The sequence below is a fragment of the Acinetobacter courvalinii genome (genome assembly GCF_014635545.1).
GTDB classification, from domain to species: domain Bacteria; phylum Pseudomonadota; class Gammaproteobacteria; order Pseudomonadales; family Moraxellaceae; genus Acinetobacter; species Acinetobacter courvalinii.
This window is the reverse complement of sequence record NZ_BMDA01000001.1, coordinates 1,772,356-1,797,194: the sequence shown is the minus strand read 5'-3', so window position 1 is coordinate 1,797,194 and position 24,839 is coordinate 1,772,356. Positions and strand designations below refer to the sequence as shown.

Below are 24,839 nucleotides of genomic sequence, written 5' to 3'. Positions count from 1 at the left end.
GTCCCTTGCAGTAAATGAATTGTTACGAATAAAGTAAAATGGATAAAGCTACAATAAATTAAGTCATTTGAAGCAGAAAACTCTGATTTTTAAGATGGATATGGCTAGCTGAAAAGCGCCTTTCACAGTAGAATATGCGCTCTCTTATAAGTCACATTGTGGTAGGTTCGTTAGACCCGCCCGTGGAGCCAAAGTCAACATGTTTATCGTGGCCGGTGCATCAGCACATTCTTCTTTCAAGAAAGCTCAACTCTTAAACCGATTAACGTCAATGAGTTCTGTTCAATCTTTTGACAGCCAGTGGGTTTATTTGTTTGATCAAGCGCTCAACGAGCAGCAACATCAATCGGCATTACAACTTTTAAACGATGGTCAATCTTTCGAACTTCGCCAAGCTGCAAGTGATGAAATCCAGATTTTAGTGACACCGCGTGTCGGGACAATCTCGCCGTGGTCATCTAAAGCAACAGATATTTTCAAAAACTGTAATACCCCGGTTCACCGTTTGGAACGTGGTCTGTTATTTACCTTGAAAGGGGTGAAAGAGATTTCAAACGAAGTGAAACTGGCCTTACATGACCGTATGACAGAAAGCGTTTTTGCTCATATTGATGATGCAAAAGCGTTATTCTCGGAAACCGCACCGAAGCCGTTAAACTCAATTGACATCTTGGGTCAAGGTAAAGAAGCATTAGTCAAAGCCAACAATGAGTTTGGCTTTGCTTTATCTGAGCAGGAAATTGATTACCTTACCGAAGCTTTTACCAAGCTCGGTCGTAATCCAAACGATATCGAATTGATGATGTTTGCTCAAGCAAACTCTGAACACTGTCGTCATAAAATCTTTGGTTCAGAATGGACAATTGATGGTGAGAAACAACCATTGTCCTTGTTCCAGATGATCAAGAATACCTATAAAGAATCGCCAACCGATGTATTATCGGCATATAAAGATAACGCGTCTGTGATCGTGGGTTATGACACCATGCGTTTTTATCCGAAAGCGGATGAAAATGGCCACTTCGTTTATAAATATAAGAGCCAGGCTGCTCATATCCTGATGAAGGTGGAAACACACAACCATCCAACTGCAATTGCGCCATTTGCAGGTGCTGCAACAGGTTCGGGCGGTGAAATCCGTGACGAAGGTGCAACCGGTCGTGGTGGTAAACCAAAAGCAGGCTTAACGGGCTTTACCGTTTCAAACTTGAATATTCCTGGTTTTGAACAACCGTGGGAAGAAAACTACGGCAAACCTTCACGTATGGCATCGCCATTACAAATCATGATTGAAGGTCCATTGGGTGGTGCTGCGTTTAACAACGAATTCGGTCGCCCTGCATTAAATGGTTATTTCCGTACTTTCGAACAGAATGTGAACGGTGAAGTGAAAGGCTTCCATAAGCCAATCATGATTGCAGGTGGTTACGGTAACATTCGTCCTGACCATGTTGAAAAAGATGCGATTCAACCGGGTGACTTGCTCATTGTATTGGGCGGTCCTGCCATGTTGATTGGTCTTGGTGGTGGCGCGGCGTCTTCTGTAGACAGCGGTACCATGGGTGAAAGTTTAGACTTTGCTTCTGTACAACGTGAAAACCCGGAAATGGAACGCCGTTGCCAGGAAGTCATCGATACTTGCTGGCGCTTGGAAGACTTTAACCCGATCGTGTCTGTACATGACGTGGGTGCGGGCGGTTTATCCAATGCCATGCCTGAGCTGGTGAATGATCATGAGTTAGGTGCGGTATTGAATCTTCGTAAGATTCCATCTTTAGAGCCAGGTATGAGCCCGATGGAAATCTGGTCAAACGAAGCACAAGAGCGTTATGTACTTGCGATTCGTCCAGAGTCTTTAGAACAGTTTGAAGAAATCTGTGCACGTGAGCGTTGCCCGTTTGCAGTGTTGGGTGAAGCGACTGAAGCGCGTCACTTAACTGTTGAAGATCCTTTGTTTGACAACAATGCGGTCGACATTCCAATGCAAGTGATGTTGGGCGGTACGCCACGTATGCAACGTGCCTATGAAACGATTGAACGTACTGGCAATGACTTTGATGCTGCAAAAGTTGATTTGAAAGATGCGATTTTCCGCGTCTTGAAAAATCCAACCGTTGCATCTAAATCATTCCTGATCACCATCGGTGACCGTTCGATTACCGGTATGGTTGCACGTGACCAGATGGTGGGTCGCTGGCAGGTACCTGTTGCCGATGCAGCAGTTACCACCACAAGTTTGCAAGGTTTCACTGGTGAAGCAATGGCAATGGGTGAACGTCCACCAGTCGCGTTGTTGAATCCGGCTGCATCTGCACGTTTAGCAGTTGCGGAAGCGATTACCAACATTGCGTGTGCCAACATCGAACAAATCAGCGATATCAAGCTTTCTGCGAACTGGATGGCAGCGGCGGGTCAAAAAGGTGAAGACCAAGCCTTGTTTGAAGGTGTGAAAGCGATTGGTATGGAAATGTGTCCTGCTTTAGGCATCGCAATTCCAGTCGGTAAAGATTCACTTTCAATGCGTACGACGTGGAACGATGGTGAAGAGAAAGCCGTGACTTCGCCAATGTCGGGTGTCATTACTGCATTTGCACCTGTATTGGATGTACGTAAAACTTTAACACCTGAACTTAAAAATTTAGAAGATTCAGTACTGGTGCGTATTGACCTATCTAAAGGCCAGTTCCGCCTAGGTGGTTCGATCTTGGCACAGGTGTATAAAGCCATTGGTTCAGTGACACCTGATGTCGATAGTTTTGATGACTTCAAAGCATTCTTTGCCCTGATTCAGGACTGGAACAATCGTGGTGTGATTAAGGCTTATCATGACATCGGTGATGGTGGTTTACTCGCGACTGTTGCTGAAATGATGTTTGCTTCACGCTTGGGTGTTGCTTTAGAAAATCAAAGCACTGAAAGCTTGTTTGCTGAAGAAATTGGTGCGGTGCTGCAAATCACAGCGGCGGATTGGGCACAGTTAGAAGTTGAGGTTGCAGCCTCTAGTCTGAAAGATGCCATTGCAGTGGTTGGTCGTGTAAATAGCACGGATCAATTGGCAGTCAATGGTTTAACGCTAGAGCGTGCTGAATTGCAACAAGCATGGGCAGAAGTATCGCATCAGATCCAACGCTTACGTGACAACGTAGAAACTGCGGATCAAGAGTTTGCATTAATCGCAGATAAAAACCATAAAGGTTTGATTGCACAAGCAACTTATGATTTGAATGAGCCTGTTGAAGCGCCGTTTATCAATACACGTCGTCCAAACATGGCCATCTTGCGTGAGCAAGGTGTCAATGGTCACGTTGAAATGGCTGCTGCATTTGACAAAGTTGGCTTCAATACCATCGACGTACATATGAGTGACTTGCTTGCAGGTCGTGTCAGCTTGAGCGATTTTGAAGGTCTAGTGGCATGTGGTGGCTTCTCGTATGGTGATGTCATGGGTGCTGGCGGTGGCTGGGCAAAATCAGTCTTGTTCAATGCCAAGTTACGTGACCAGTTTGAACAGTTCTTCCATCGTGAGAGCACCTTCAGCTTAGGCGTATGTAATGGCTGTCAAATGATGTCGCAACTTGCACCACTGATTCCGGGTGCAGAGCATTGGGGCCGTTTCCACCGTAATACCTCAGAAGTATTTGAAGCGCGTGCCGTGAACGTTCGTGTAGAAAAATCGGTGTCGGTCTTGCTTGAAGATATGCAAGGTTCGATTTTACCAATCGCGGTTGCGCATGGTGAAGGCCGTCTGGTTGCAACTGAACAGCAAATTGCAGCTTTAAATGCTGAGAACCAAGTGATCTTGCGTTATGTAGATAGCTTGGGTAATCCAACTCAACATTATCCGTTGAACCCGAATGGTTCACCTGAAGCAATTACAGGCTTAACCTCTAAAGATGGTCGTGCAACAGTGATGATGCCGCATCCAGAACGTAATTTCCGTGCTTTACAGCATTCTTGGAAGCCAGAAGACTGGGCAGAAGATGGTGCCTGGTTACGTATGTTCCGTAACGCACGTAAATTTATTGGTTAATCAATCCATGCCATAAGCCACCGTCAGGTGGCTTATTTAATTCCAAATACAATAATCTATCAATGGACAAGAAAAATGAAATCAAAAATCCATTTCCATGAATTTGCACTATTGATGGCATTACTGATGTCCATCGTCTCATTTTCAATTGATGCGGTTTTACCTGCACTGGGTGAAATTGGTCGTGTTTTTATCCTGCAAAATAGTAATCAGGCGCAATGGGTCATCATCAGTATTTTCTCTGGAATGACCATCGGTCAATTGATAGCAGGGCCATTGTCCGATGCGATTGGGCGAAAACGGATTTTATTTACAGGCATCGTGATTTACTTTTTAGGAAGCTTGTTGTGCTATTCCACCCAAAGTTTTGAATGGTTTTTGCTGGGTCGTTTTATTCAGGGTGTCGGTGTTTCTGGACCTTATGTCGCTTCGATTTCAATTGTGCGGGATAAATATAGCGGCGCACAAATGGCACGCATCATGTCGCTGATTATGATGGTGTTTATGGTCGCACCTGCGATTGCGCCGAGTTTGGGACAACTGATTATTCATTTCTTTGGTTGGCGCGATATTTTTGTATTGTATATGGTCTATGCCACGGTTGTGGGAGCATGGGTTGCTTTGCGCTTGGAAGAGACCTTAGTGCCTGAGAATCGTCTGCCAATGCGGGTACAAGCTTTTAAGGATGGCTTTAAAGAAGTAGTGAGCAATAAAACCACCATGAGTTATCTGCTCTGTGCAGGTTTCTGTTTTGGCGGTTTTATTGGCTACCTGGGCACTTCACAACAAATCTTTATGCAGCAATTCGGTAAAACAGGGCAGGAATTCAGTGCCTACTTTGCTTTATTAGCAGGTGTGATGGGGATTGCGTCTTTTACCAACTCTAGAATTGTGATGAAGTTTGGGATGCGTCCGATTTGTATTTATGGCTTTCTTGGCCTGTGTTTAATTTCATTGGTATTTTTGATCATCCAACTTGCAGGTGTAACCGTTTCATTCTGGATGTTTATGTTGTATGCCTGCATTCTGTTTTTATTGTTTGGTACGTTGTTTGGAAATCTGAATGCGATTGCCATGGAACCGATGGGGCATGTCGCAGGTATGGCTTCGGCGATTATAGGGGCATCTTCATCTGTACTGTCTTTAATACTCGCTTCGATTATTGGGCAGCTGTATAACGGTACTTTGATTCCAATGACTAGTGGCTTTGTGATTTTGTGTGGTTTGGCGTTTGCGATGACATTGTATGAGAAGAAAATAACTACCAAATAATTGCTATGAATCCTAGTCCAAAGTCTCTCTGAGAGATTTGGACTAAGTATAAAAATAATTTTCATTTTTGTTCTAATCTTCGTTTATTACGATTTCTTTCCTTTTCTTTTTATATATCGAGATCGTGCAACTTCTTTGTAATCTTTTAAAAGTTTTGGATTGCTTGCGATTAGTTTATCCATATTTTTTTTACCACCACGATATTCAGGATGCAGATTTCTCATGTCAGTAACATTAACTTTTCGCTCTTTAGTACTTTTTACTGAGTAGATAAATGAAGCTGTTGGTTGCTTTTTTAATACTTCCTTAACATAGAGTGGAGTTGCAATATTTGTAAAAAAGAATTGAGTATCATAAGAAATAATACCATCTAATATCTCGTTAGGGAGTAATACAATTGCACTGTGTACCTGTTCTTTTCCAAGAGGTACGTGAGGTAATTCAAATTTAGTTTTTTTCCACTCTTTATCTTGTTCGCAAAAATAATAGAAATTTTTTTTAGTGAGTTCTGTTGGAATATTGAGCTCTTTGCATTTTTCAAGTGTATATTGAGCAAAATGCTTCATACAAATATTTGTAGTAATATCTGAAATAGTGTCTGCACCAATACCTTCAGTAACCAAAATTAATTCTTCTAAATCCTCTAATAAACCAGTTTGAGCGGCTTTTGACTTTTTTAAAGAATGTAAAATCTTTTCAACTTTAATTTTTTCAGACCCTCTACCATTAAAACTCGCTGCTGAAAGACCTATACCTGTACATTTAGGTTCAGGAAAATGGTTGCATAACTCACTTGCTTTTTGATCATTACCATTTTTTAATGAAAGCATTAATTCTTCCATAAAAATTTTTTGGGTAGATAAAGCTTTTTGACAATAGATGTTTTTAGACCAAGTTAGATAATAACTATCAATAAATAAGGGAGTATCTTTTTCAAGATTAATATCCAAAAAATCTATTCCAGCATAGTTTTCTGGAATATTGAAGTGGTTTAAAAAAGTTTTCATAAAATCAGCCGTATAAAAAATATTCAAAAATAAAAAATACCATTATTTAAAATAATTTTTATATAAATTCTATATTGATGCGACATAACATGACGTATAATTTTTTCTAAAATAACCTTTAAATATCACTTTATTAACTTTCTCTTTTTGTGAAATAGAATTCACATGTGGTCTACTTTTTGCTTCTCATATTTCAACAATGAATAAGATATGCGAGAGCAATATGATGAAAAATGAAAACTATTTAAGAACAAGCTATTCAAAAGACAAAGGCTGGTTTTGGTTTGGCTTCACTGTGTTTATCCAATTGCTATTTATTGCGGTAAGTTATCTCATGATTAATCTTCCACTTTGATTGTTTAGCATTTATACCGTTATGATTGAAGCCAGATTGATTTTAATTTGAGCCATTTTACGATGTTAAAACTGATTTATTACGTGCCTGAATCTCATCTGGAAGCGACCAAACAAGCAATTTTTGATGCCGGGGCGGGTGGTATTGGAAACTATGAACACTGTGCTTGGCAAGTCAAAGGCATCGGGCAATTTAAGCCCGTTAAAGGTGCCAATCCGTTCTTAGGGCAACTGGATGAGTTAGAGCAACTCGAAGAATGGCGAGTTGAAACTATTGTTGCAGAAGAGAAGGCCAGTGCGGTGGCTAAAGCTTTAAAGGCAAGCCATCCATATGAAGAACCGGCCTTTGAGTTTATCCAGATTTTAGATATTCAATAAGCTTTATTATTTACCAGGCATCGTGCTTTGAATTAATCGGGCGATATCGGTTGTGCGTGTGCGGATCAACTCTGCTGCATTTTGACAGGCTTGTTCTAGCGTGCTTGGGCCGGAAGTTAAAGAAAAGGCAGCGGTAATGCCATGTTCGTATAAAGCTTGATAGTTTTGCCCAAGTGTTCCTGCAATCACAATCACCGGGATATTGGCAGCTTGTGCTATTTTGGCCACACCGAATGGGGTTTTGCCATTTAAGGTTTGTTGGTCAAGTTTACCTTCGCCAGTAATCACCCAATCCGCCCCCTGAATTTTATCGGCAAGTTGATTTAGTTCTGCAATGACTTCGACACCCGATCGAAACTCGGCCTTTAAAAATGTTTTAGCCGCAAAACCCAAGCCACCCGCAGCTCCCGAACCAGCCTCATGACGTTGATCAAAGCCAAAGTATTGAGCCGTAACGTCGGCAAAGTGGGAGAGGGCTTGATCTAAGGCCAACACTTGTTGAGGTGAAGCCCCTTTTTGCGGTCCAAAAATATGAGAAGCGCCATTAGGACCACATAAAGGATTGGTCACATCTGCAGCCAATAAAAATTTAGTCTGTTGAATTCGTGAATCAAAATTTTCCAGATCGATCTGTATCAGGTTTTGCAGGGCAAGACCACCAGCAGGCAAGACTTGATGATCCACATCCAGAAATCTGGCACCTAATGCATGGAGTAAGCCAGTACCTGCATCATTGGTTGCGCTACCGCCAATTGTCAGAATAATTTCCTTAGCACCTGCATCCAAAGCAGCCAGGATCAGCTCACCTGTACCAAAAGTACTGCTGCTACAGGCATTACGCTGAGAAGGTTTGAGTAACTGGATACCACTGGCTTGCGCCATTTCAATAATGGCGGTCTTTTCAGCCTCTAACCAGCCCCATTTTGCCAGTACCGATTCACCAAGTGGGCCTTGTACTCTTTGCTCTCGCCATTGACCTGAACAAGCCGCTAAAACTGCGTCAATTGTTCCTTCGCCGCCATCCGCCATGGGGCAATTCACGATTTCTGCATCAGGAAAAACCTGTTGCCAACCCAAAGCAATTGCTTCTGCTACATGCTGTGCGGATAAGCTGTCTTTAAATGAATCAGGAGCAATGATGACTTTCATAGTTTTAAAATTTAGTTTTGATCTGAGTCGAGCTTAGACGGTCTATTCTTAAATATCTATATGGATACGCAAAATAAAAAACCACTTAACTTTTAGGCTAAGTGGTTTATTTAAATGATTTAGGCAGTGATTAATTAAACTGAGAAAAATCAGGCTTACGTTTTTGCATAAAGGCTTGTACCGCTTCCATCATTTCTGGAGAACGTACACGTTGCATAAAGATTTCAGCTTCATCATCAACACACTGAATGATTTCAGCCAAGTCCTGTTTCATCAGTGCCTTACTTTGTTTGATCGACGCCAATGGTAATGCAGCTAAATGTTGCGCAGTTTGCTGTGCAGTAGCATACACATCTTCGACCACATCATTGACTAGATTGGCTTTTACCGCAGTTGCTGCATCAAATTTCTTCGCCGTGAATAATAACTCGGCTGCTTTCTGGTAACCTGCCTGTTTGACCAGTAAACGGCTAGCTGCACCTTCCGGAGATAGGCCAAGGCTGACAAATGGGATCTGGAACAGAGCCGTAGTGTCTGCAAACACCAGATCGGCATGTAATAAAATCGTAACCCCAATACCAATTGCAACCCCTTTGACTGCAATGATTAGCGGTTTTGAAAAACGGGCAGCTGCTTTTAATAATACAAATGGCGGTTGGTCGCCCGCTTTACCTTCATGCGGCTTTTGAATAAAGCCCATAAAGTCTTTCATATCATTACCCGCAGTGAAGTCTTGTTCTGCACCACGGAAGATCACCACACGAACGTCTTTATCCGCATCGGCTTCATCCAAAGCTTTTGCGATCCAAAGATAAAGTTCACCATAGAGTGCATTTTTTGCTTCTGAACGGTTAATGGCTAAGGTGAGTACGCCATCTTCTAAATTTGCTTGCAAATGTTGATGAGGTTGTTGAATACAGCTAAGTGTCATCGTACTATCCTTGCTTTAATCCAGATTGTTGTTAAGTGCACTCATTATGTCGCATATTTACCAGAATGGCACAACTGATGAGTTCACAAAAAAGTGAAATTAAGCCTATGTACACATTTGACTATCTTGTTTTTATTGGACGCTTCCAGCCATTTCATCTGGCACATATGCAAACCATTGAAATTGCGTTACAACAAAGTCAAAACGTGATCTTGGCTTTAGGTTCAGCTCAATTGGAACGGAATATCAAAAATCCTTTTCTGGCGGTTGAGCGTGAGCAAATGATCTTGTCGAACTTTTCTAAACAAGATCAAAAGCGAATTCATTTTGTGCATGTGGTTGACGTGTATAACGATGAAAAATGGGTCAAGCAGGTCAAAGATTTGGTCAATGGGATCATTCAACCAGATGCAAAAGTCGGTCTGATTGGTCATTTTAAGGATGAATCTTCCTATTATTTACGTTTATTTCCTGAGTGGCAGATGGTGGAACTGGAGAGTTTGAAAGATTCAATTTCAGCAACGCCCATGCGTGAAGCCTATTATCGTGGGGAGATTCAAACCGAGTTTTTCCCTGAAGGCACCATTCAGTTTTTAAATGACTTTCAGCAATCGGCGGTTTATCCAAAATTACAGCAAAAATTTAAGGACAATGACCGTTCCAATATCAATGAGTCTTGAGACAAAGGGAAGATTAAACATCTTCCCAAAAAATGATTCGATTTGAAAATGGATCGGTGATACTCAGTTCCAAGGTTTCCCAATCGGTTTTCTCTACTTGAGGCTTGTCAAATTTATAGTCTTTTGCATTCAGTTCTGCATGAAGTAAACTGAGATTTTCCCAGTAAATACGAATGGCACTGTGCGGGCTGGCATCTGCAAAATGCTCAGTTAAATGAATGATGCAATTCTCTCTGGAAATCTGTAGATAAAGTGGGAAGTTATCCCCAAAGCTATGTTGCCAGTCGAGTTGAAAGCCCAAATATTCCAGATAAAATGATTGGGCGAGTTCCACATCAAAAATACGGAGAATAGGGGTAATTGAGCCAGATTGCATGCTTATTCCTTTTTATCGAACACCAAATTGTTGAGTCCAATACGTTTTTTGCTTCGCGGATTGATCAACTGTACAGGCGATCGCATAATCTGTAAATTTTGGATGCATCAAATTGTGACAATGTACCGGACTGGCCAGCCATGTTGCCATCACTTCATTCAAGCTATTTTGTCCACGTGCCACATTTTCTCCACCGCCGTGGCCTTTAAATTGTGTCTTTAAGCGGCTTCTAAAATCGTGACCTGTGCTACTGGTGTGTCCGAGCATACTGTGTTGAGCCATATCCTGCGCATGCGCAAACGCACTTTGGGATAAAGCATTACTCCATTTTAACGGAGCTACGGCAGGGAAATGCTGACCACCACATTGCTGGGGATGCTGTCGAATTTCATTGATTGCATTCAGAATAGCCTGCTGATAAGCAGGGTTTTGTATATCCTGACAGCGTATTGAGGCGGTCGACTGATTAATTTGTGCGACAGTAAAGGACTGTTGTTGAGATGTCGCAGGTGTACTTGTACTACAAGCGGATAAGAACATGAGACAGCTAAGGCTAGAAAGTGGTTTTAGAGGATTCATTTTCAGTATCTTTTAATTATTTTTAATGTCCTTATCATACGCTAAGCAGCAAGTGAACAGCAATTTGCCTGAATAAAAAAGCGGATATGGAATCCGCTTTTTTACAGAATCGTCTTAAGCTGTTTGCAGGGCTTTTAAGTCTTCTAATACTTGTTCAGCATGTCCAGCCGCTTTGACTTTGCGATAGCTTTTTACTAACTGCTGGTTATGGAAAATAAATGTTGAGCGTTCAATGCCCATGACCTGTTTGCCATACATGTTTTTTTCTTTAATCACGTCGAAATGTTTACACAGCACTTCTTCTTTATCACTGATTAAATCAATACTGAGCGATTGCTTTTCGGTAAAGTTCTGATGTGCTTTAACTGAATCACGAGATACCCCGATAATCTGGCAGTTTAAGGCATCAAACTGATCTTTCAAGCAAGAAAAGCCTACTGCTTGAGTGGTACAACCTGGCGTTGAATCCTTAGGATAGAAATAGAGCACTAACCATTCACTGCCAGTTTCGGCCAGATTGATTTCACCTTGTGTGGTTGGGAATACATGATTGGGTAATTGAATATTCTCAGACATTGTTCATCCTTCGATAAAATTAGTTTTGCTCAAGCTCAAGCGGTAAAAAAGCATATTCTTCATGATAAACAATATCGCCGTGACGTACAGGAATAGCTTTGTTAAAAATTGGTCCATCAATCACGGTGGTGTGGAATTCACCGCCTTCACCACATGGATCAATGCCACGATCTTCCAATTCTTGGATGTATTCCAGCGTTAAAATCTTACCTAGATCTTCAACTTGCATACCCAGTTTCAGATTGATGGTGACGATGACACTTTTAAACCCCAGCTGAATAAATTCTTCGACCACTTCACGGTGAGGGCGTAACCAAAGTGGCATGCCCAGTTTCAGTCCCACTTGCTGGGTCACCCGATCATGCCAGCAGCCATGCTCCGGCATATCCAGATCACCGGTAACCAGCACTTCTGCGCCATGTTGTTTGGCTTGATCGAGCAGGGCAATGAATCTTGTCTCATAATCAGCCCAACTGGAAGAGGTCATATAAACGGGTAAAGCAACCGCATCTGCTTGTGCGCGGATAATATCCAGCGGCATGGCATGGGAACGAGAACGCTGACCTTGTTCTTCCAGCATGACAATGAGCCCAATCACAGTGCCTGTTTGCATGGCATGGTATAAGGCGAGGGAACTGTCTTTACCACCACTGAACGAGACAATAGATTGTCGTTGCTCGGCATTAGTTTTCCATTGATCTTGCATGGTGTTATTCAACTGATTCTAGATAAAGGGGATTTTAACAAAGCCCAATAAAAAAGCCTGCATAAATGCAGGCTTTGTTTTCAACAATACAGGCTTATTTTTTTGGAGCCTGTTGCTGTTGTTGAGCAGCTTTCATTGCTTCTTCAGTCAGTTTCTCTAACTTGCTGACAAGTGGAGCACCTAAACATGCTTGTAGGTCTTTATTTTGCTGTTGCACAAAACCTAAAGAGCTTGGGCTTTTCTTCGCATTGATTGCGCTCTGGATTTCCCATTTTTGCGCTTCAGTTACTTTACCTTGAGCATCAATTTGGCAACCACAGAACTTGCTAACTTCAGCCGCTGTTAATTTGCCGCCTTTTGCAGTCTGGTCTTTACATACGTTGACCAATGCTGCTTTTACATTGGTACTTTTATACGCAGTTTGTAATGGATTATCAGCTGCGTGAGTTGCTGTCGCAAAAAGTGCAGCAGCTGACATCATTGTAGAAAGAATAAGATTTGATTTAGAAAACTTCATATAATGTACCTAATTTTTTACCCTAATATCGATTATTCAGCGTAACGCGTAGGATCCGCAATACCTGCTTCGATAAAACCTTGTTGACGTAAACGACAACTGTCGCATTTGCCACATGCACGTCCTTGAGCATCTGCCTGATAGCAGGATACCGTTTGACTGTAGTCTACGCCATGTTCGATGCCTAAGCGTATAATATTCGCTTTGGATAAATGTAACAAAGGTGTTTCTATTTTAAGGGGTTTTCCTTCAACGCCCGCTTTGGTTGCTAAATGCGCAAGATTGGCAAAAGCGTCAATAAATTCAGGTCGACAATCTGGATATCCTGAATAATCAACAGCATTGATACCAATTACGATGGCAGCAGCGTCAAAAACCTCCGCCGCAGCAAGGGCATAAGACAAGAAAATTGTGTTACGTGCTGGAACATAAGTTACAGGAATCCCTTCTTGTAATTGTTCTGGGACTTCAATGTTATGATCTGTAAGCGCGGAACCGCCTAAATTGCCTAAATCAATATTAATGATACGGTGTTCAACGCCTGCACGTTGAGCGAGTGCTTTTGCTGCATCAAGTTCAGTGGTTGAACGTTGACCATACATAAAGCTTAGGGCGATACATTCATAATTAGCCTGTGCCCAGGCCAGACACGTTGTTGAGTCTAAGCCGCCAGACAATAATACGATGGCACGAGAACGCATATTATTTTCCATTATTCAACCTAAAATAAATTTGAGGAAACCATTTCTGTGGGAGATATGGTTTTCATAAGCTTTTAACGACCAGATTCATCATTCCATAACAGTTTGTGTAACTGTAGCTGGAAGCGAACAGGGAGATGGTCTTCTAAAATCCACTGGGCCAAGTCGCGTGCCAATGCTGGCAGGGCAACTGCACCTTTTTCCACTGCAAAAGCAGGTGAGAACCAAACCGTACTCACTTTATCTTGCAATTGGAACTGTTCCAGCTGTTGTTTTGACCATTCATAGTCTTCACGATTACAGATCACAAATTTAATCTGGTCATGCGAGGTGATATGGTCAAGATTGCTGAACAAATTACGGTGATCTTCTTTCGAGGTTGGTGTTTTTAAATCCAGCACTTTGGAAACACGTGGGTCAACCTTGGAAACATCCAAAGCGCCACTGGTTTCAAGAGAAACCTGAAAACCAAGATCACAAAGGCGTTGTAACAAGATCAGACAGTTTGGTTGTGCAAGCGGTTCGCCACCTGTAACACAAATATAAGGTGTTTTATGCTGGCTTGCGGTTTCGATAATCTGTTCCAGGGATAAACGCTCACCACCTTCAAAAGAATAGGTGGTATCACAATAACTGCAACGTAACGGACAACCTGTTAAGCGAATAAACACCGTCGGTAGACCAAAGGTATTCGCTTCGCCTTGCAAAGAGTAAAAGATCTCCGTAATGCGTAAACCAGCCGCAGGATCAGAGACAGGAATTGCAGAAGAACGTAAGGAAGCCATAAATAGTTACCACAGACAGGTGCCACACAAGCAGCATGCTACATAAAAAACAAAATCTCTACGACCATGACTGATCGTAGAGACGAGGAACCATTAAGTTCCGTATATATTACAAATTAGTCAGCGCGTAATAAATCGTTCAAGCTGGTTTTTGCACGTGTTTTTGCATCCACTTTTTTCACGATGATGGCTGCATATAAGCTGTAAGTACCGCATTTTGATGGAAGGCTACCCGCAACAACCACAGAGCCTGCTGGTACGCGGCCGTAGTGAATTTCACCCGTTTCACGATCAAAGATTTTGGTTGATTGACCGATGAAAACGCCCATTGAAATGACCGAACCTTCTTCAACAATCACGCCTTCAACGATTTCAGAACGTGCACCGATGAAACAGTTATCTTCAATAATGGTCGGGTTTGCCTGTAAAGGTTCTAAAACACCACCGATACCAACGCCACCAGACAAGTGAACATTTTTACCGATTTGTGCACATGAACCTACAGTTGCCCAAGTATCAACCATTGTGCCTTCATCTACATAAGCACCAATATTGACATAAGAAGGCATTAACACCACATTTTTAGCCTGGAAGCTACCACGACGGGCAACTGCAGGCGGTACTACACGTACACCCGCAGCTTTGAACTGTTCTTCAGTCCAGCCGGAATGTTTGGTATCTACTTTGTCATAGAAACGAAGATCACATGATTCGATCGGTTTGTTATCATTGAGTTTGAATGAAAGCAAAACGGCTTTTTTCAGCCACTGATGAACAACCCATTCACCATCGATTTTTTCGGCAACACGTAGTGTACCGTTATCTAATCCAGCCAATGCTTGTTCTACAGCTTGACGGATTTCAGTTGGGCAGTCCGCTGCACTATAGTTGGCACGGTCTTCAAATGCTTGCTCAATGATTGTAGAAAGCTGAGACATGATCTTCCTTCTTCCAAAAAAATTTTGAAGATTTTACACTAATTTTGTAGGGTCTGTTGCCATTTTATAAATAGGTTGCGTTATAAGCTAAAATTTTATCAGACGAGGTATGAAACGCAGGGAATGGCTATTCCCTTGCCAAGTTTCATAACGAAGTATGAGGGAGTTTTAGCTATAACCCTTTGGGACAAGGAGTTTTTTTGTCGCTACATCGTTATGTCTTGTTCATTTAGAAAGCCTAAACTTCACAAGCCATGCCTTGTATCGCCTAAAAAATCTCCATTGTCGCAACCATAGATAAAGTGGCAGCAGACCCTCAGAATCTTTGAAAAAAGTGGTTACAATATTTTGTTTTAAAATTGAGCAATAAAACTGTCATAAAAATGGAGCCTATTGTTTTTTATCTATAATTTATAAATACATAATTCCTTCGAATTTGTATCAAAAAATAACAAAAAATAATCAGTTTCTGTATAAAAAAATAGCGCTATTTATTTTATGCTGTGTCCACAGTAACAATTATACTTTAAATAAGAGCATTTTTGAGGAGACTTCAATGAAAGCTTTGCGTGTTATGTTAGCAGCAGGTGCATTAACAGCGATTGCAGGTACTGCATTTGCGGCAGATGAACAAGTTGTGCAGGAATCTGTGTACGCTTTTCCTTCATACTTAGATCCAGTTTCAGTTCGTGCTGAAGTGGGTACTACTGGTTACGGTGGGGCAATTTCATATAAAGTCAACCCATACGTTAGCTTAAGCCTTGGTTACAATGGTGGCGATATTTCTTGGTCAGATGACCTTAAAATTAATGGCTCTAAATATGACCTAGATATGGATAATAAAACAGCATATTTAAATGCTGAAATCCGTCCTTGGGGTGCAAGTGCCAATAACTTTGCGAATTCATTATATGTTGCGACAGGTGTTGGTTATTTAGATAATGACTACAAACTTGATCGTCGTGTAAGTCAGGGCCGTAACTTCAGTGTGAACAATACTGATTTTAATGCAACTTCTGATGTACATATCGCAGGTAAAATGAGTTATAAAGATGATATCGCACCATATGTAGGTGTCGGTATTGCACCGCAAGTCTATAAAAATATTGGCGTGTTTGGTGAGGTTGGTGCTTACTATACTGGTAATCCAACTGCATCTTTACGAAACGTAAATGGTGGTACAGCGAGTAATGGTAGCGGTGCTAACTTGAATGATGAAATTGCGAATGAAGAACGCAATATTGAAAACAAAAGTAAATATGAGTGGATGCCAGTTGCGAAAGTGGGTATGAGCTTCAAGTTCTAATCCATGCATTCCTTATAAAAAAACGAGCGTCATGCTCGTTTTTTTATGCCTGTAAATAGAGCAAATAAAAGGCGCATCATGCGCCTTTTATATTCAGGATCATTTATTCTTCGGGATAAGCGACTTTTTTCAAAGCTTTAATATCGGTTTCTGGGGAGCATAAGGAAATGAATTCATAACCATAGCCACGTAATAGATGTCCTTTACGTACTGCGATCCAAGTGGTATTCACACCAAACACATCAGTCTTAATCTGTTGTAGGCGATAATCACGTTCAGCATCATAAGCGACATCATTGACAATCCCGACGCCCATATTCAGTTCAACATAGGTTTTAATGACATCAGCATCGAGTGCTGACATTACGATGTCTGCATGAAGTTGTGCATCTTCAAAAGCTTTATCAATTTTTGAACGGCCCGTGAAACCGCCGTGGTAAGTAATCAGCGGATAGTCAGCCAATACATCCAGGCTGATTTTATCTAGTTTTGCCAATGGATGGTCTTTCGGGGTAATAATGCTATGGTGCCATTCATAATACGGCACACTGGCTAGATTTTCTTCTGTGGTTAATGATTCGGTTGCGATCCCGATATCGGCTTCACCCTGAAGCAGCATTTCTGCAATTTCAACAGGACTGGCTTGTTGTAAAACCAAATGAACTTTAGGAAATAGTTTCTTAAATTGATTCACAATCGGTGGCAACACATAACGCGCTTGGGTATGTGTGGTGGCGATGGTCAGTGTGCCTTCATCAACTTTATTAAAATCATCGGCGAGGCGTTTAATATTATCGGCATCGACCAACATGCGTTCCACGATGCTGAGTAAAGACTGACCTGGCTCGGTCAGACCCAGTAAGCGTTTGCCTTTACGTACAAATAACTGTACGCCGAGTTCATCTTCTAAATCTTTGATGTGTTTGCTGACGCCAGATTGAGAGGTATAAAGGGCCGCAGATGCTTCGGTTAAATTAAAGTTTTGGCGAACAGTTTCTCGAATAATTCTGAGTTGTTGAAAGTTCATAGTCTTTTTTCCACATAAGGTGAGAAACGGCTAAAGTCCTGCAAGGATAGTTTAACCGCCCTCAAAGTATTCTTCTAAGCAACTTGCGTTGATTGATCTGCAAATAAATGAAGTTGAGCAGCACTAATCCAAACGGTTTGATTTGGTTTGAATTGATGTAAATTCGCCTCTTCTACACTTAATAAAATTTCAATGGTTCGTCCACTACGATCTTGTAATTCAGCGACAACCCGGCCAGCAATCCATACTTCACGTAAGAAGGTTGCCTCAATGGTATTGGCTTGAGGCTGGGTATGAATATGTAATTCATTTGGTCGTGCAAATGCAATGACTTTGCCTTGCGGGGCCTCAAGGCTGGTTGGTAGCTGAATACGATCATCGCCGATACGGATAATACCGCCTGTATGCTCACCTTCAAAACGATTTGCTTGACCAAGGAAATCAAAAACAAAAGGCGTTGCCGGTTTTTCGTACACTTCGCGTGGTGAACCGATTTGTTCAACATCACCTTTGTTCATGACAATAATTTGATCTGCAACTTCCAAAGCTTCTTCCTGATCATGGGTGACAAAGATCGAGGTAATATGCAGTTCATCATGTAAGGTACGTAGCCAGCGGCGTAATTCCTTACGGACTTTGGCATCCAGTGCACCAAATGGTTCATCCAGCAACAAAACACGTGGTTCAACTGCAAGCGCGCGGGCTAAGGCAATACGTTGACGTTGACCACCAGAAAGCTGGGCCGGGTAACGATCTGCCAAGAAACCAAGTTGCACCAGATCCAGCAAGCGTGTCACACGTTTCTTAATTTCAGCTTCCGATGGACGTGTGGCACGCGGACGCACACGTAAGCCAAAGGCAATATTGTCAAAAACGCTCATGTGACGGAACAGGGCATAATGCTGGAATACAAAACCGACCTGACGTTCACGCACATGGATATCGGTTGCGTCTTCACCTTCAAGTAAAACCTGTCCGCCATCGGCAGATTCCAGACCTGCAATAATCCGTAATAAGGTAGTTTTACCACAGCCTGAAGGACCAAGTAGGGCAACCAACTCACCTTCAGGAAAATCTAAAGAGATATTTTTTAGCGCATGGAATGCACCAAAGTGTTTTTCAATATTTTTAACTTGAATACTCATGTGTTTATTCCTTAGTGGCTAGGTTGATCTTGAGTGGGCTGATGTTGATTTGCTTGTTCTTGGCGGACTTCGAGCCACGTTTTCAAGATCAAAGTGAGAATCGCTAAAAATGCCAGTAACGACGACACAGCAAATGCAGCACTAAAGGTATATTCGTTATAAAGAATCTCGACGTGTAGCGGTAAGGTATTGGTTTGCCCACGGATATGGCCAGAAACCACAGATACCGCACCGAACTCACCCATGGCACGGGCATTACACAAAATCACGCCGTAAATCAGACCCCATTTGATATTGGGTAAAGTGACTCTCCAGAAGGTTTGCCAGCCTGAAGCACCGAGTACAATCGCGGCTTCTTCTTCCTCGGTACCTTGTGCTTCCATCAATGGAATCAATTCACGTGCAACAAAAGGAACGGTAATAAAAATGGTGGCAAGAACAATCGCAGGCACGGCATACAGGATTTTGATGTCGTTATCCATTAACCAGCCACCCATCCAGCCTTGAGCACCAAAAATCAGCACCAGCATTAGACCCGCAATCACAGGAGAGACCGAGAACGGTATGTCTATAATCGTGGTGAGAATGGCTTTACCTCGAAACTGGAACTTGGCAACAGCCCATGCCGCTGCTACACCAAACACCACATTAATTGGAACTGCAATCGCTGCAGTGATTAAGGTGAGTTTGACTGCGGATAAGGTGTCCGAATCGGTCAGAGCATTGATATAGACTGCAATCCCTTGCTTGAACGCTTCAACAAAAACTAGAATCAGGGGTAACAGTAAGCAGCTTAAAAAGAAGATGAAAGCCACAGCAATTAAGCTATAACGTACCCAGATCGGTTCACGGGTAGCGTCTCTACTTTGCAGTTTGAGTGCCAAAGCATTGCTATTGGTATTTAAGCTCATTGTGCAACTCTCCCTGTACGGCGGCTTGCCCATGCTTGTACTAAATTAATTAAAAATAAGATGGCAAATGACAGAACAAGCATAACGACCGCAATCGTGGTTGCACCTGCATAATCATATTCTTCTAAACGAGAGATAATCATCAGTGGCGCGATTTCGGTTTTATAAGGCTGGTTACCGGCAATAAAAATTACCGAGCCATATTCTCCGACACCCCGGGCAAAGGCCAAGGCAAAACCGGTAAGTACCGCTGGAAACAAGATCGGCAAAATGATTTTAGTGATCGTCTGCCAACGATTTGCACCCAGGGCAGAAGCCGCTTCTTCTAGCTCGGTTTCAATATCACTCAATACAGGCTGTACGGTACGAACCACAAAAGGTAACCCGATAAAGATCAGTGCCAGTGTAATCCCGATTGGCGTATACGCTACTTCAATTCCAAGAGGAGAAAGATACTGTCCGATCCAGCCTGTTGGTGCATATAAAGAGGTAAGTGCGATACCTGCAACCGCCGTCGGTAACGCAAAAGGTAAGTCGACTAAAGCATCGATAATACGTTTACCAGGAAAGCTATAGCGAACCAGACACCAAGCCAGTAACAAGCCAAAAATAACATTCACTAATGCAGCAATTAGGGCTGCACTAAAACTAAGTTGCAAGGATTTTAAAATCCGTTCTGAGGTTAAGATTTCCCATAAGCCATCCCATCCAATCCCTAAAGATTTGATAAATACAGCAGATAAAGGAATAAGCACAATCAAAGACACGTAAGCGAGGGTGAAGCCTAATGAGAGACCAAACCCAGGCAGCACTCGGGAACGCTGCGACATGATATTTCCTCAAAGAGAAAGGTTTGCTAAAACCAGCAAATAAATAATGCGATAACTAAAAATATGGGGCGGAACTTAGGCAAACTTCAGATTAAAGTTTGCCTGACTCATTCGGGCAACGAACTGCGTCTTTTTTTCAGGTAACAGATAATTCAGGATTTCCGGAAAAGGACCGAATCCGGAAGCAACATTGACATGACCCACGGCGCCTAAATTAATCGGTGTCAGTTTCCATGCCTGGGCCAGTTGTAATGCATCGACATACCCCAGCCAAGGATCATTTTCACTAATCAATAAGGTGGTGGGTACCTCGATATTGAGCTGCTGAAAATACTGTTGATAGTCTGTCAAGCTATGACGTGCAAAGCCGGCTTCACCAAAACGTGCTGGATTGGCAGGCGCAACCAGAAGCAGGTTTTTAACTTTGGTCCGGAGTTCTGGATGTTCAGCAAGTGCAGCAACACTGGTCAAGCAGCCAAAGCTATGTGCCACGATTTGCACTGGCGCAGGCGCGGCTGCAACTGTTTTTACAAACTGGGCGATCCATTCACTTAATACTGGACGATCCCAATGTCTCTGTTCAACGCGAGAGCTAGACACGAGTTGCTGTTGTAACCAAGACTGCCAATGCTGCGCTTCGCTACCACCTACACCTGGAACAATTACCGTATGAATCATGTCCGCTCTCCCTATTTATCCGGCAAGTAAATTATTTGCCTGTGCTGTTCTGTTTGACGATCTGGTCAAAGATACCGCCATTATCAAAGTGGGTTTTTTGCACTTTGGTCCAGCCACCGAACTCTTGATCAATTGTCACCAGTTTCAACGGCTTAAACACATTGCTATATTTCTTTAATACCGCTGCATTACGTGGGCGGTAGAAGTTACGTGCAGCAATCTCTTGTCCTGCTGGTGAATACAGGTAGTTCAAGTAACCACGGGCGATTTGTAGATTGCCTTTTTTCTCGGCATTCTTTTCAACCACAGCAACTGGCGGTTCTGCAAGAATAGAAAGAGAAGGGGTGACGATTTCAAATTTACCTGGCTGCTCACGTACGGCTAGGTAGGCTTCATTTTCCCAAGCCAGCAATACATCACCGATACCGCGTTCAGCAAAGGTTGTAGTTGCGCCACGAGCACCTGAATCGAGTACTTTGGTTTGTTTATAAATTTGACGAACAAATTCTTGAGCTTTGGCGTCGTTACCGCCTTTCTGGTGTTTTGCCCATGCCCAAGCACCTAAGTAGTTCCAGCGTGCACCGCCAGAGGTTTTCGGGTTTGGTGTAATGATTTCTACACCTGGTTTAACCAAGTCACCCCAATCTTTGATTTGTTTTGGATTACCTTTACGAACCAGGAAAACAATAGTTGATGTGTATGGTGTAGAGTTATTCGGTAATTTCTTTTGCCAGTCTGCTGGGAGTAATTTTGCATTTTGAGCAATCTCATCGATATCTGCTGCAAGCGCAAGTGTAACTACATCTGCATTTAAGCCATCAATCACGGAACGGGCCTGTTTACCTGAGCCGCCATGTGACTGTTTAAAATCGATGTCCTGACCGGTACGCTGTTTCCAGAAGGTACCGAACTGTTTGTTGAAATCGGTATAGAGTTCACGAGTTGGGTCATAAGAGACATTTAAGAACTCTTGTGCCGCAAATGAAGAAACTGAGAGTAATGCAGCAATGACGCCGACTTTAACTTGAGAAAAACGCATGGAAAACCCCTTAAAAACTAAATCACTGTTTGGAATATGTACGCAGCATAACGCCAGTTTTTTTGCAAAAAAAATAATTAAAATCGAATTTGTTATGAAAAATATAGAAATAGATAAAACAGATAAGCTTTGCTGAATTATTGATATATAACACATTTTTAATTCACTTTTTTAATTGTTATAATTGTTTAAAATCAAATATTTATTTCTTTTTGGTCGTACGGTCTTGTTGAGTGAGTAGGTGCTTAGATCATGCAGTGTTATAAAAATGGACAGTTAATTGACGCCATTCCTTTACTAGATCGTGCTTTTCATTATGGTGATGGTTGCTTTACCACAGCACGTATTTTTCACGGAAATTTTGAGCTAAAAGAGTTGCACTTTGCACGTTTAAAACTGGCCTGTAATAGCCTAAGCCTCGATGCCGATTTATCCTTGATTGAAAAGTCACTTGTACATTTACAGCAGCAATATGCCATGCTGAATGGTACCTTAAAAGTGGTGATTAGCCGCGGTGAGGGAGATCGCGGCTATAGTCTACCGTTACATGCAGCCGATATTTATGTCTGGTATTACCCGAGAGTGACGCAGGTTTTTCAACCTGAATGGATTGAAAGTGGCCTGTTAAATCATGCCTTGGGGTTGAATATGCCACATCTGGTTGGATTGAAAACATTGAACAGATTAGAGCAGGTCTTACTCAAGCAAGAGGCAGATCAGCATGGCTGGCTGGAAGCATTGGTCAGTGATGTGCAGGGGGCTATTGTTGAAGGGGTGAGCAGTAATTGTTTTATTCGTATAAATGATCGGTGGATTACGCCTGAACTTCGCTATAATGGCGTCCACGGTGTGATGCGGGCTAAAATTCTATCGAGAATGCAGCAATATCAGGTTAAATGTGAGCAGCGTTGTATTGAGATGAACGAAATTGGTCGTATTCAGAGTTTATTCTTCTGCAATGCATTGCACCCGATGAAAGCGGTGATTCGATTTCATGACCGTTGTTTAGAGCAACAACCTTATCTTGATTTATTTGAAACGTTAAAACTTAGCCAGATTGATTAATATGCCAAAGCCGCCTAGTTCCAGCAAAAGTAAGAAAAAGCCAAAAGCGAAACCAAAATCCAGTTTTTCTTTTTTTAAAGCCTTTTTGATCGCCATTGTGGTTTTTATTTTGGTGATCTTTGGCATTGTATGGTCAAGTTTATTCAAAGCTTATCCAGTAGAAGGCAAGAAACAGCTTCTGGTCATCTCTTCTGGCGATACCTATTCACGTTTTATTGATCGTTTAGCCAAAGAAAATAATGTGAACTTTCCGATAGTTTTAAAGCTCTATCAGAAGTTTATGATTCATGACACCATGAAAGCAGGTGTTTATGAAATTACGCAAGGCATGACGGTCCGCCAGGTCATGGATATGCTGTCTGATGCAGATAATGCGCAGATGAACCGTGTTCTGGTGATTGAGGGAACCACATTTTCTCAGTTGATTCAGAATTTAAGAAAAGATTCGAATGTCACCAATACCTTGCTTGACCTTCCTCAATCTGAACTGTTAAAGCAATTAGACATTCCATATACGCATCCAGAAGGTCTATTTGCACCAGATACTTATTTCTTTGCCAAAGGTGAAACGGACAAGAAAATCTTAACTGATTTATATCGCCGTCAAATGAAATCATTAGATGAAGCCTGGGCCAAGAAAGCACCGAACTTACCGTACAAAGATAAGTATGAAGCCTTGATCATGGCTTCGATTATTGAAAAAGAAACCAGTCTGGATAGTGAGCTACAGCAGGTTTCAGGTGTGTTCGTCCGTCGTCTGAAAATAGGTATGCGCCTACAAACCGATCCAACCGTGATTTATGGCATGGGCGACAACTATAAAGGCAATATCACCCGTAATGACTTACGTACGCCAACGGCCTATAACACTTATACCATCAATGGATTACCACCAACACCTATTGCTTTGCCAAGTAAGAAAGCGATTGAAGCAGCGATGCATCCAGACGATGCCAAAAATATCTATTTTGTTGCTACAGGCAATGGTGGACATAAATTTACCGCGTCTTTAGAAGACCATAATCGTGCAGTGCAAGAATATTTAACTGTACTACGTTCAAAGAAAAAGCAGGGCGAATAATGTTTATTAGTTTTGAAGGGACGGAAGGCGTAGGGAAGACTACGCTGATTCGTAAAATTCATCAGTACTTTGAACAGCAAGGTAAAGAAGTGGTGTTGACCCGTGAACCGGGCGGCACCCCATTGGCTGAACAAATTCGTTCATTATTATTAGCAGTAAATCATGAAGAGCAAATGAGTCATGATACTGAGCTGTTATTGATTTATGCAGCACGTGCACAGCATTTACAGCAAGTGATTTTACCCGCATTAGAAGCAGGTAAAATTGTGCTGAGTGATCGTTTTACCGATGCCAGCTTTGCTTATCAATGCTCTGGACGTGGTTTAAGTCAGGAAAAGCTGCAACTGTTAAATCAAACTTTTGTGGCGAAAATGCCGAATATTACTTTTTGGTTAGATGCGCCGATTGAGTTGGGCATGACTCGTGCGCGAGAGCGCGGGGCATTGGATCGTTTTGAGCAAGAGAAATTAAGTTTCTTTGCTAAAGTTCGTGCGGGTTATGAGACCTTGTGGCAAGCAGAGCCTGAGCGGATCAAACGTTTGGATGCAACACAAAATGCGGGTGTTGTGTTTGAAGAAGCGCTGCAATATTTGAAATAGGCTTTAAACAATAGCTAATCTGAAAATAGTCTGATTTTTAGTATTTGAATCCAAGTTGTTATTTACTATCGAGATCGGCGGCATGGATGCCGCCAGTTGGACAGGGGTACCAAGGATGTACCCTCTGTCCAACAAGGGATTTTGATTACTTTGATCCTTCAAAGTAATGTATTGCCTAT

26 protein-coding genes are annotated in these 24,839 nt (G+C 42.1%); 9 read left to right on the top strand and 17 right to left on the bottom strand.

Annotated features, from left to right (window positions below; genetic code table 11):
- Positions 1-199 precede the first annotated feature (199 nt).
- Both purL and IEV39_RS08205 read left to right on the top strand, forming a co-directional pair.
- Entirely contained in the window at positions 200-4,030 is a 3,831-nt protein-coding gene (gene purL / locus IEV39_RS08210) for a phosphoribosylformylglycinamidine synthase (protein WP_005284602.1), read from the top strand.
- Positions 4,031-4,105: 75 nt separating this feature from the next.
- A complete protein-coding gene (locus IEV39_RS08205) occupies positions 4,106-5,302 on the top strand; it encodes a multidrug effflux MFS transporter (RefSeq protein WP_005284605.1) in 1,197 nt (398 codons plus the stop codon).
- An 86-nt stretch (positions 5,303-5,388) separates the two neighbouring features.
- Here IEV39_RS08205 and IEV39_RS08200 read toward each other — a convergent pair whose 3' ends face one another.
- Positions 5,389-6,309: a DUF8370 family protein gene (locus tag IEV39_RS08200; protein ID WP_005284609.1), complete on the bottom strand. Its 921-nt coding sequence runs from the start codon at positions 6,307-6,309 to the stop codon at positions 5,389-5,391.
- Between the two features lie 223 nt (positions 6,310-6,532).
- Between IEV39_RS08200 and IEV39_RS18610 the strand changes: the two genes are divergently transcribed.
- The gene (locus IEV39_RS18610) at positions 6,533-6,664 is read left to right on the top strand and encodes a KGW motif small protein (RefSeq protein ID WP_005284612.1); all 132 of its coding nucleotides are present in this window, start codon (positions 6,533-6,535) and stop codon (positions 6,662-6,664) included.
- Positions 6,665-6,726: 62 nt separating this feature from the next.
- Entirely contained in the window at positions 6,727-7,041 is a 315-nt protein-coding gene (locus tag IEV39_RS08195; RefSeq protein ID WP_005284614.1) for a YqfO family protein, read from the top strand.
- 6 nt (positions 7,042-7,047) lie between these two features.
- Here IEV39_RS08195 and IEV39_RS08190 read toward each other — a convergent pair whose 3' ends face one another.
- Both IEV39_RS08190 and IEV39_RS08185 read right to left on the bottom strand, forming a co-directional pair.
- Entirely contained in the window at positions 7,048-8,190 is a 1,143-nt protein-coding gene (locus tag IEV39_RS08190; RefSeq protein WP_005284618.1) for a glycerate kinase, read from the bottom strand.
- Positions 8,191-8,320: 130 nt separating this feature from the next.
- On the bottom strand, positions 8,321-9,121 hold the full coding sequence (locus IEV39_RS08185; protein ID WP_005284621.1) for an enoyl-CoA hydratase-related protein: 801 nt from the start codon (positions 9,119-9,121) through the stop codon (positions 8,321-8,323).
- Between the two features lie 107 nt (positions 9,122-9,228).
- Between IEV39_RS08185 and IEV39_RS08180 the strand changes: the two genes are divergently transcribed.
- Complete coding sequence (locus IEV39_RS08180) at positions 9,229-9,801, top strand: nicotinate-nicotinamide nucleotide adenylyltransferase (RefSeq protein ID WP_167510607.1); 573 nt, start codon at positions 9,229-9,231, stop codon at positions 9,799-9,801.
- A gap of 13 nt (positions 9,802-9,814) precedes the next feature.
- Here the strand turns inward: IEV39_RS08180 and IEV39_RS08175 are convergent, their stop codons facing one another.
- From IEV39_RS08175 to dapD, 8 genes are all read right to left on the bottom strand, one after another.
- Positions 9,815-10,177, bottom strand: a complete 363-nt coding sequence (locus tag IEV39_RS08175) for a glyoxalase superfamily protein (RefSeq protein WP_005284625.1) — start codon at positions 10,175-10,177, stop codon at positions 9,815-9,817.
- A gap of 12 nt (positions 10,178-10,189) precedes the next feature.
- Positions 10,190-10,756, bottom strand: a complete 567-nt coding sequence (locus tag IEV39_RS08170) for a CAP domain-containing protein (protein WP_005284628.1) — start codon at positions 10,754-10,756, stop codon at positions 10,190-10,192.
- A gap of 114 nt (positions 10,757-10,870) precedes the next feature.
- Entirely contained in the window at positions 10,871-11,332 is a 462-nt protein-coding gene (locus tag IEV39_RS08165; protein ID WP_005284631.1) for a peroxiredoxin, read from the bottom strand.
- Positions 11,333-11,351: 19 nt separating this feature from the next.
- Entirely contained in the window at positions 11,352-12,038 is a 687-nt protein-coding gene (locus tag IEV39_RS08160) for a Dph6-related ATP pyrophosphatase (RefSeq protein ID WP_005284633.1), read from the bottom strand.
- A 94-nt stretch (positions 12,039-12,132) separates the two neighbouring features.
- Complete coding sequence (locus tag IEV39_RS08155; RefSeq protein WP_005229494.1) at positions 12,133-12,555, bottom strand: hypothetical protein; 423 nt, start codon at positions 12,553-12,555, stop codon at positions 12,133-12,135.
- 32 nt (positions 12,556-12,587) lie between these two features.
- A complete protein-coding gene (queC, locus tag IEV39_RS08150) occupies positions 12,588-13,256 on the bottom strand; it encodes a 7-cyano-7-deazaguanine synthase QueC (RefSeq protein ID WP_199949367.1) in 669 nt (222 codons plus the stop codon).
- A 74-nt stretch (positions 13,257-13,330) separates the two neighbouring features.
- Positions 13,331-14,041 carry a 7-carboxy-7-deazaguanine synthase QueE gene (gene queE, locus IEV39_RS08145; RefSeq protein ID WP_005284637.1) on the bottom strand — a complete coding sequence of 237 codons (711 nt, stop codon included), beginning with the start codon at positions 14,039-14,041 and terminating at the stop codon, positions 13,331-13,333.
- A gap of 116 nt (positions 14,042-14,157) precedes the next feature.
- A complete protein-coding gene (gene dapD, locus IEV39_RS08140; RefSeq protein ID WP_005229497.1) occupies positions 14,158-14,979 on the bottom strand; it encodes a 2,3,4,5-tetrahydropyridine-2,6-dicarboxylate N-succinyltransferase in 822 nt (273 codons plus the stop codon).
- A gap of 556 nt (positions 14,980-15,535) precedes the next feature.
- On the opposite strand from dapD, the gene carO reads away from it, so the two are divergent.
- Positions 15,536-16,285 carry an ornithine uptake porin CarO gene (carO, locus tag IEV39_RS08135; RefSeq protein ID WP_005284641.1) on the top strand — a complete coding sequence of 250 codons (750 nt, stop codon included), beginning with the start codon at positions 15,536-15,538 and terminating at the stop codon, positions 16,283-16,285.
- Between the two features lie 103 nt (positions 16,286-16,388).
- On the opposite strand, the gene IEV39_RS08130 is transcribed toward carO, so the two are convergent.
- The 6 genes from IEV39_RS08130 to IEV39_RS08105 form a co-directional block, all read right to left on the bottom strand.
- Positions 16,389-17,312, bottom strand: coding sequence for a CysB family HTH-type transcriptional regulator (locus tag IEV39_RS08130; RefSeq protein WP_005229503.1), 924 nt, complete (start codon positions 17,310-17,312; stop codon positions 16,389-16,391).
- 74 nt (positions 17,313-17,386) lie between these two features.
- Positions 17,387-18,457, bottom strand: coding sequence for a sulfate/molybdate ABC transporter ATP-binding protein (locus IEV39_RS08125; protein ID WP_005229505.1), 1,071 nt, complete (start codon positions 18,455-18,457; stop codon positions 17,387-17,389).
- Between the two features lie 11 nt (positions 18,458-18,468).
- Positions 18,469-19,368 carry a sulfate ABC transporter permease subunit CysW gene (cysW, locus tag IEV39_RS08120; RefSeq protein WP_005284645.1) on the bottom strand — a complete coding sequence of 300 codons (900 nt, stop codon included), beginning with the start codon at positions 19,366-19,368 and terminating at the stop codon, positions 18,469-18,471.
- Positions 19,365-20,198 carry a sulfate ABC transporter permease subunit CysT gene (gene cysT / locus IEV39_RS08115; protein WP_005229508.1) on the bottom strand — a complete coding sequence of 278 codons (834 nt, stop codon included), beginning with the start codon at positions 20,196-20,198 and terminating at the stop codon, positions 19,365-19,367. Before cysT ends, cysW begins: the two co-directional genes overlap by 4 nt.
- Positions 20,199-20,273: 75 nt before the next feature.
- Positions 20,274-20,876: an RBBP9/YdeN family alpha/beta hydrolase gene (locus tag IEV39_RS08110; protein WP_005284649.1), complete on the bottom strand. Its 603-nt coding sequence runs from the start codon at positions 20,874-20,876 to the stop codon at positions 20,274-20,276.
- A gap of 31 nt (positions 20,877-20,907) precedes the next feature.
- Positions 20,908-21,915, bottom strand: a complete 1,008-nt coding sequence (locus IEV39_RS08105) for a sulfate ABC transporter substrate-binding protein (RefSeq protein ID WP_005284652.1) — start codon at positions 21,913-21,915, stop codon at positions 20,908-20,910.
- A 252-nt stretch (positions 21,916-22,167) separates the two neighbouring features.
- Between IEV39_RS08105 and pabC the strand changes: the two genes are divergently transcribed.
- From pabC to tmk, 3 genes are read left to right on the top strand one after another with little or no spacing between them, the layout of a single operon-like run.
- A complete protein-coding gene (pabC, locus tag IEV39_RS08100) occupies positions 22,168-22,980 on the top strand; it encodes an aminodeoxychorismate lyase (RefSeq protein ID WP_005229514.1) in 813 nt (270 codons plus the stop codon).
- A 1-nt stretch (position 22,981) separates the two neighbouring features.
- Positions 22,982-24,061: an endolytic transglycosylase MltG gene (gene mltG, locus IEV39_RS08095; protein WP_005284655.1), complete on the top strand. Its 1,080-nt coding sequence runs from the start codon at positions 22,982-22,984 to the stop codon at positions 24,059-24,061.
- Entirely contained in the window at positions 24,061-24,660 is a 600-nt protein-coding gene (gene tmk, locus IEV39_RS08090) for a dTMP kinase (protein ID WP_005284658.1), read from the top strand. The genes mltG and tmk overlap by 1 nt, the downstream gene beginning before the upstream one ends.
- Positions 24,661-24,839 lie beyond the last annotated feature (179 nt).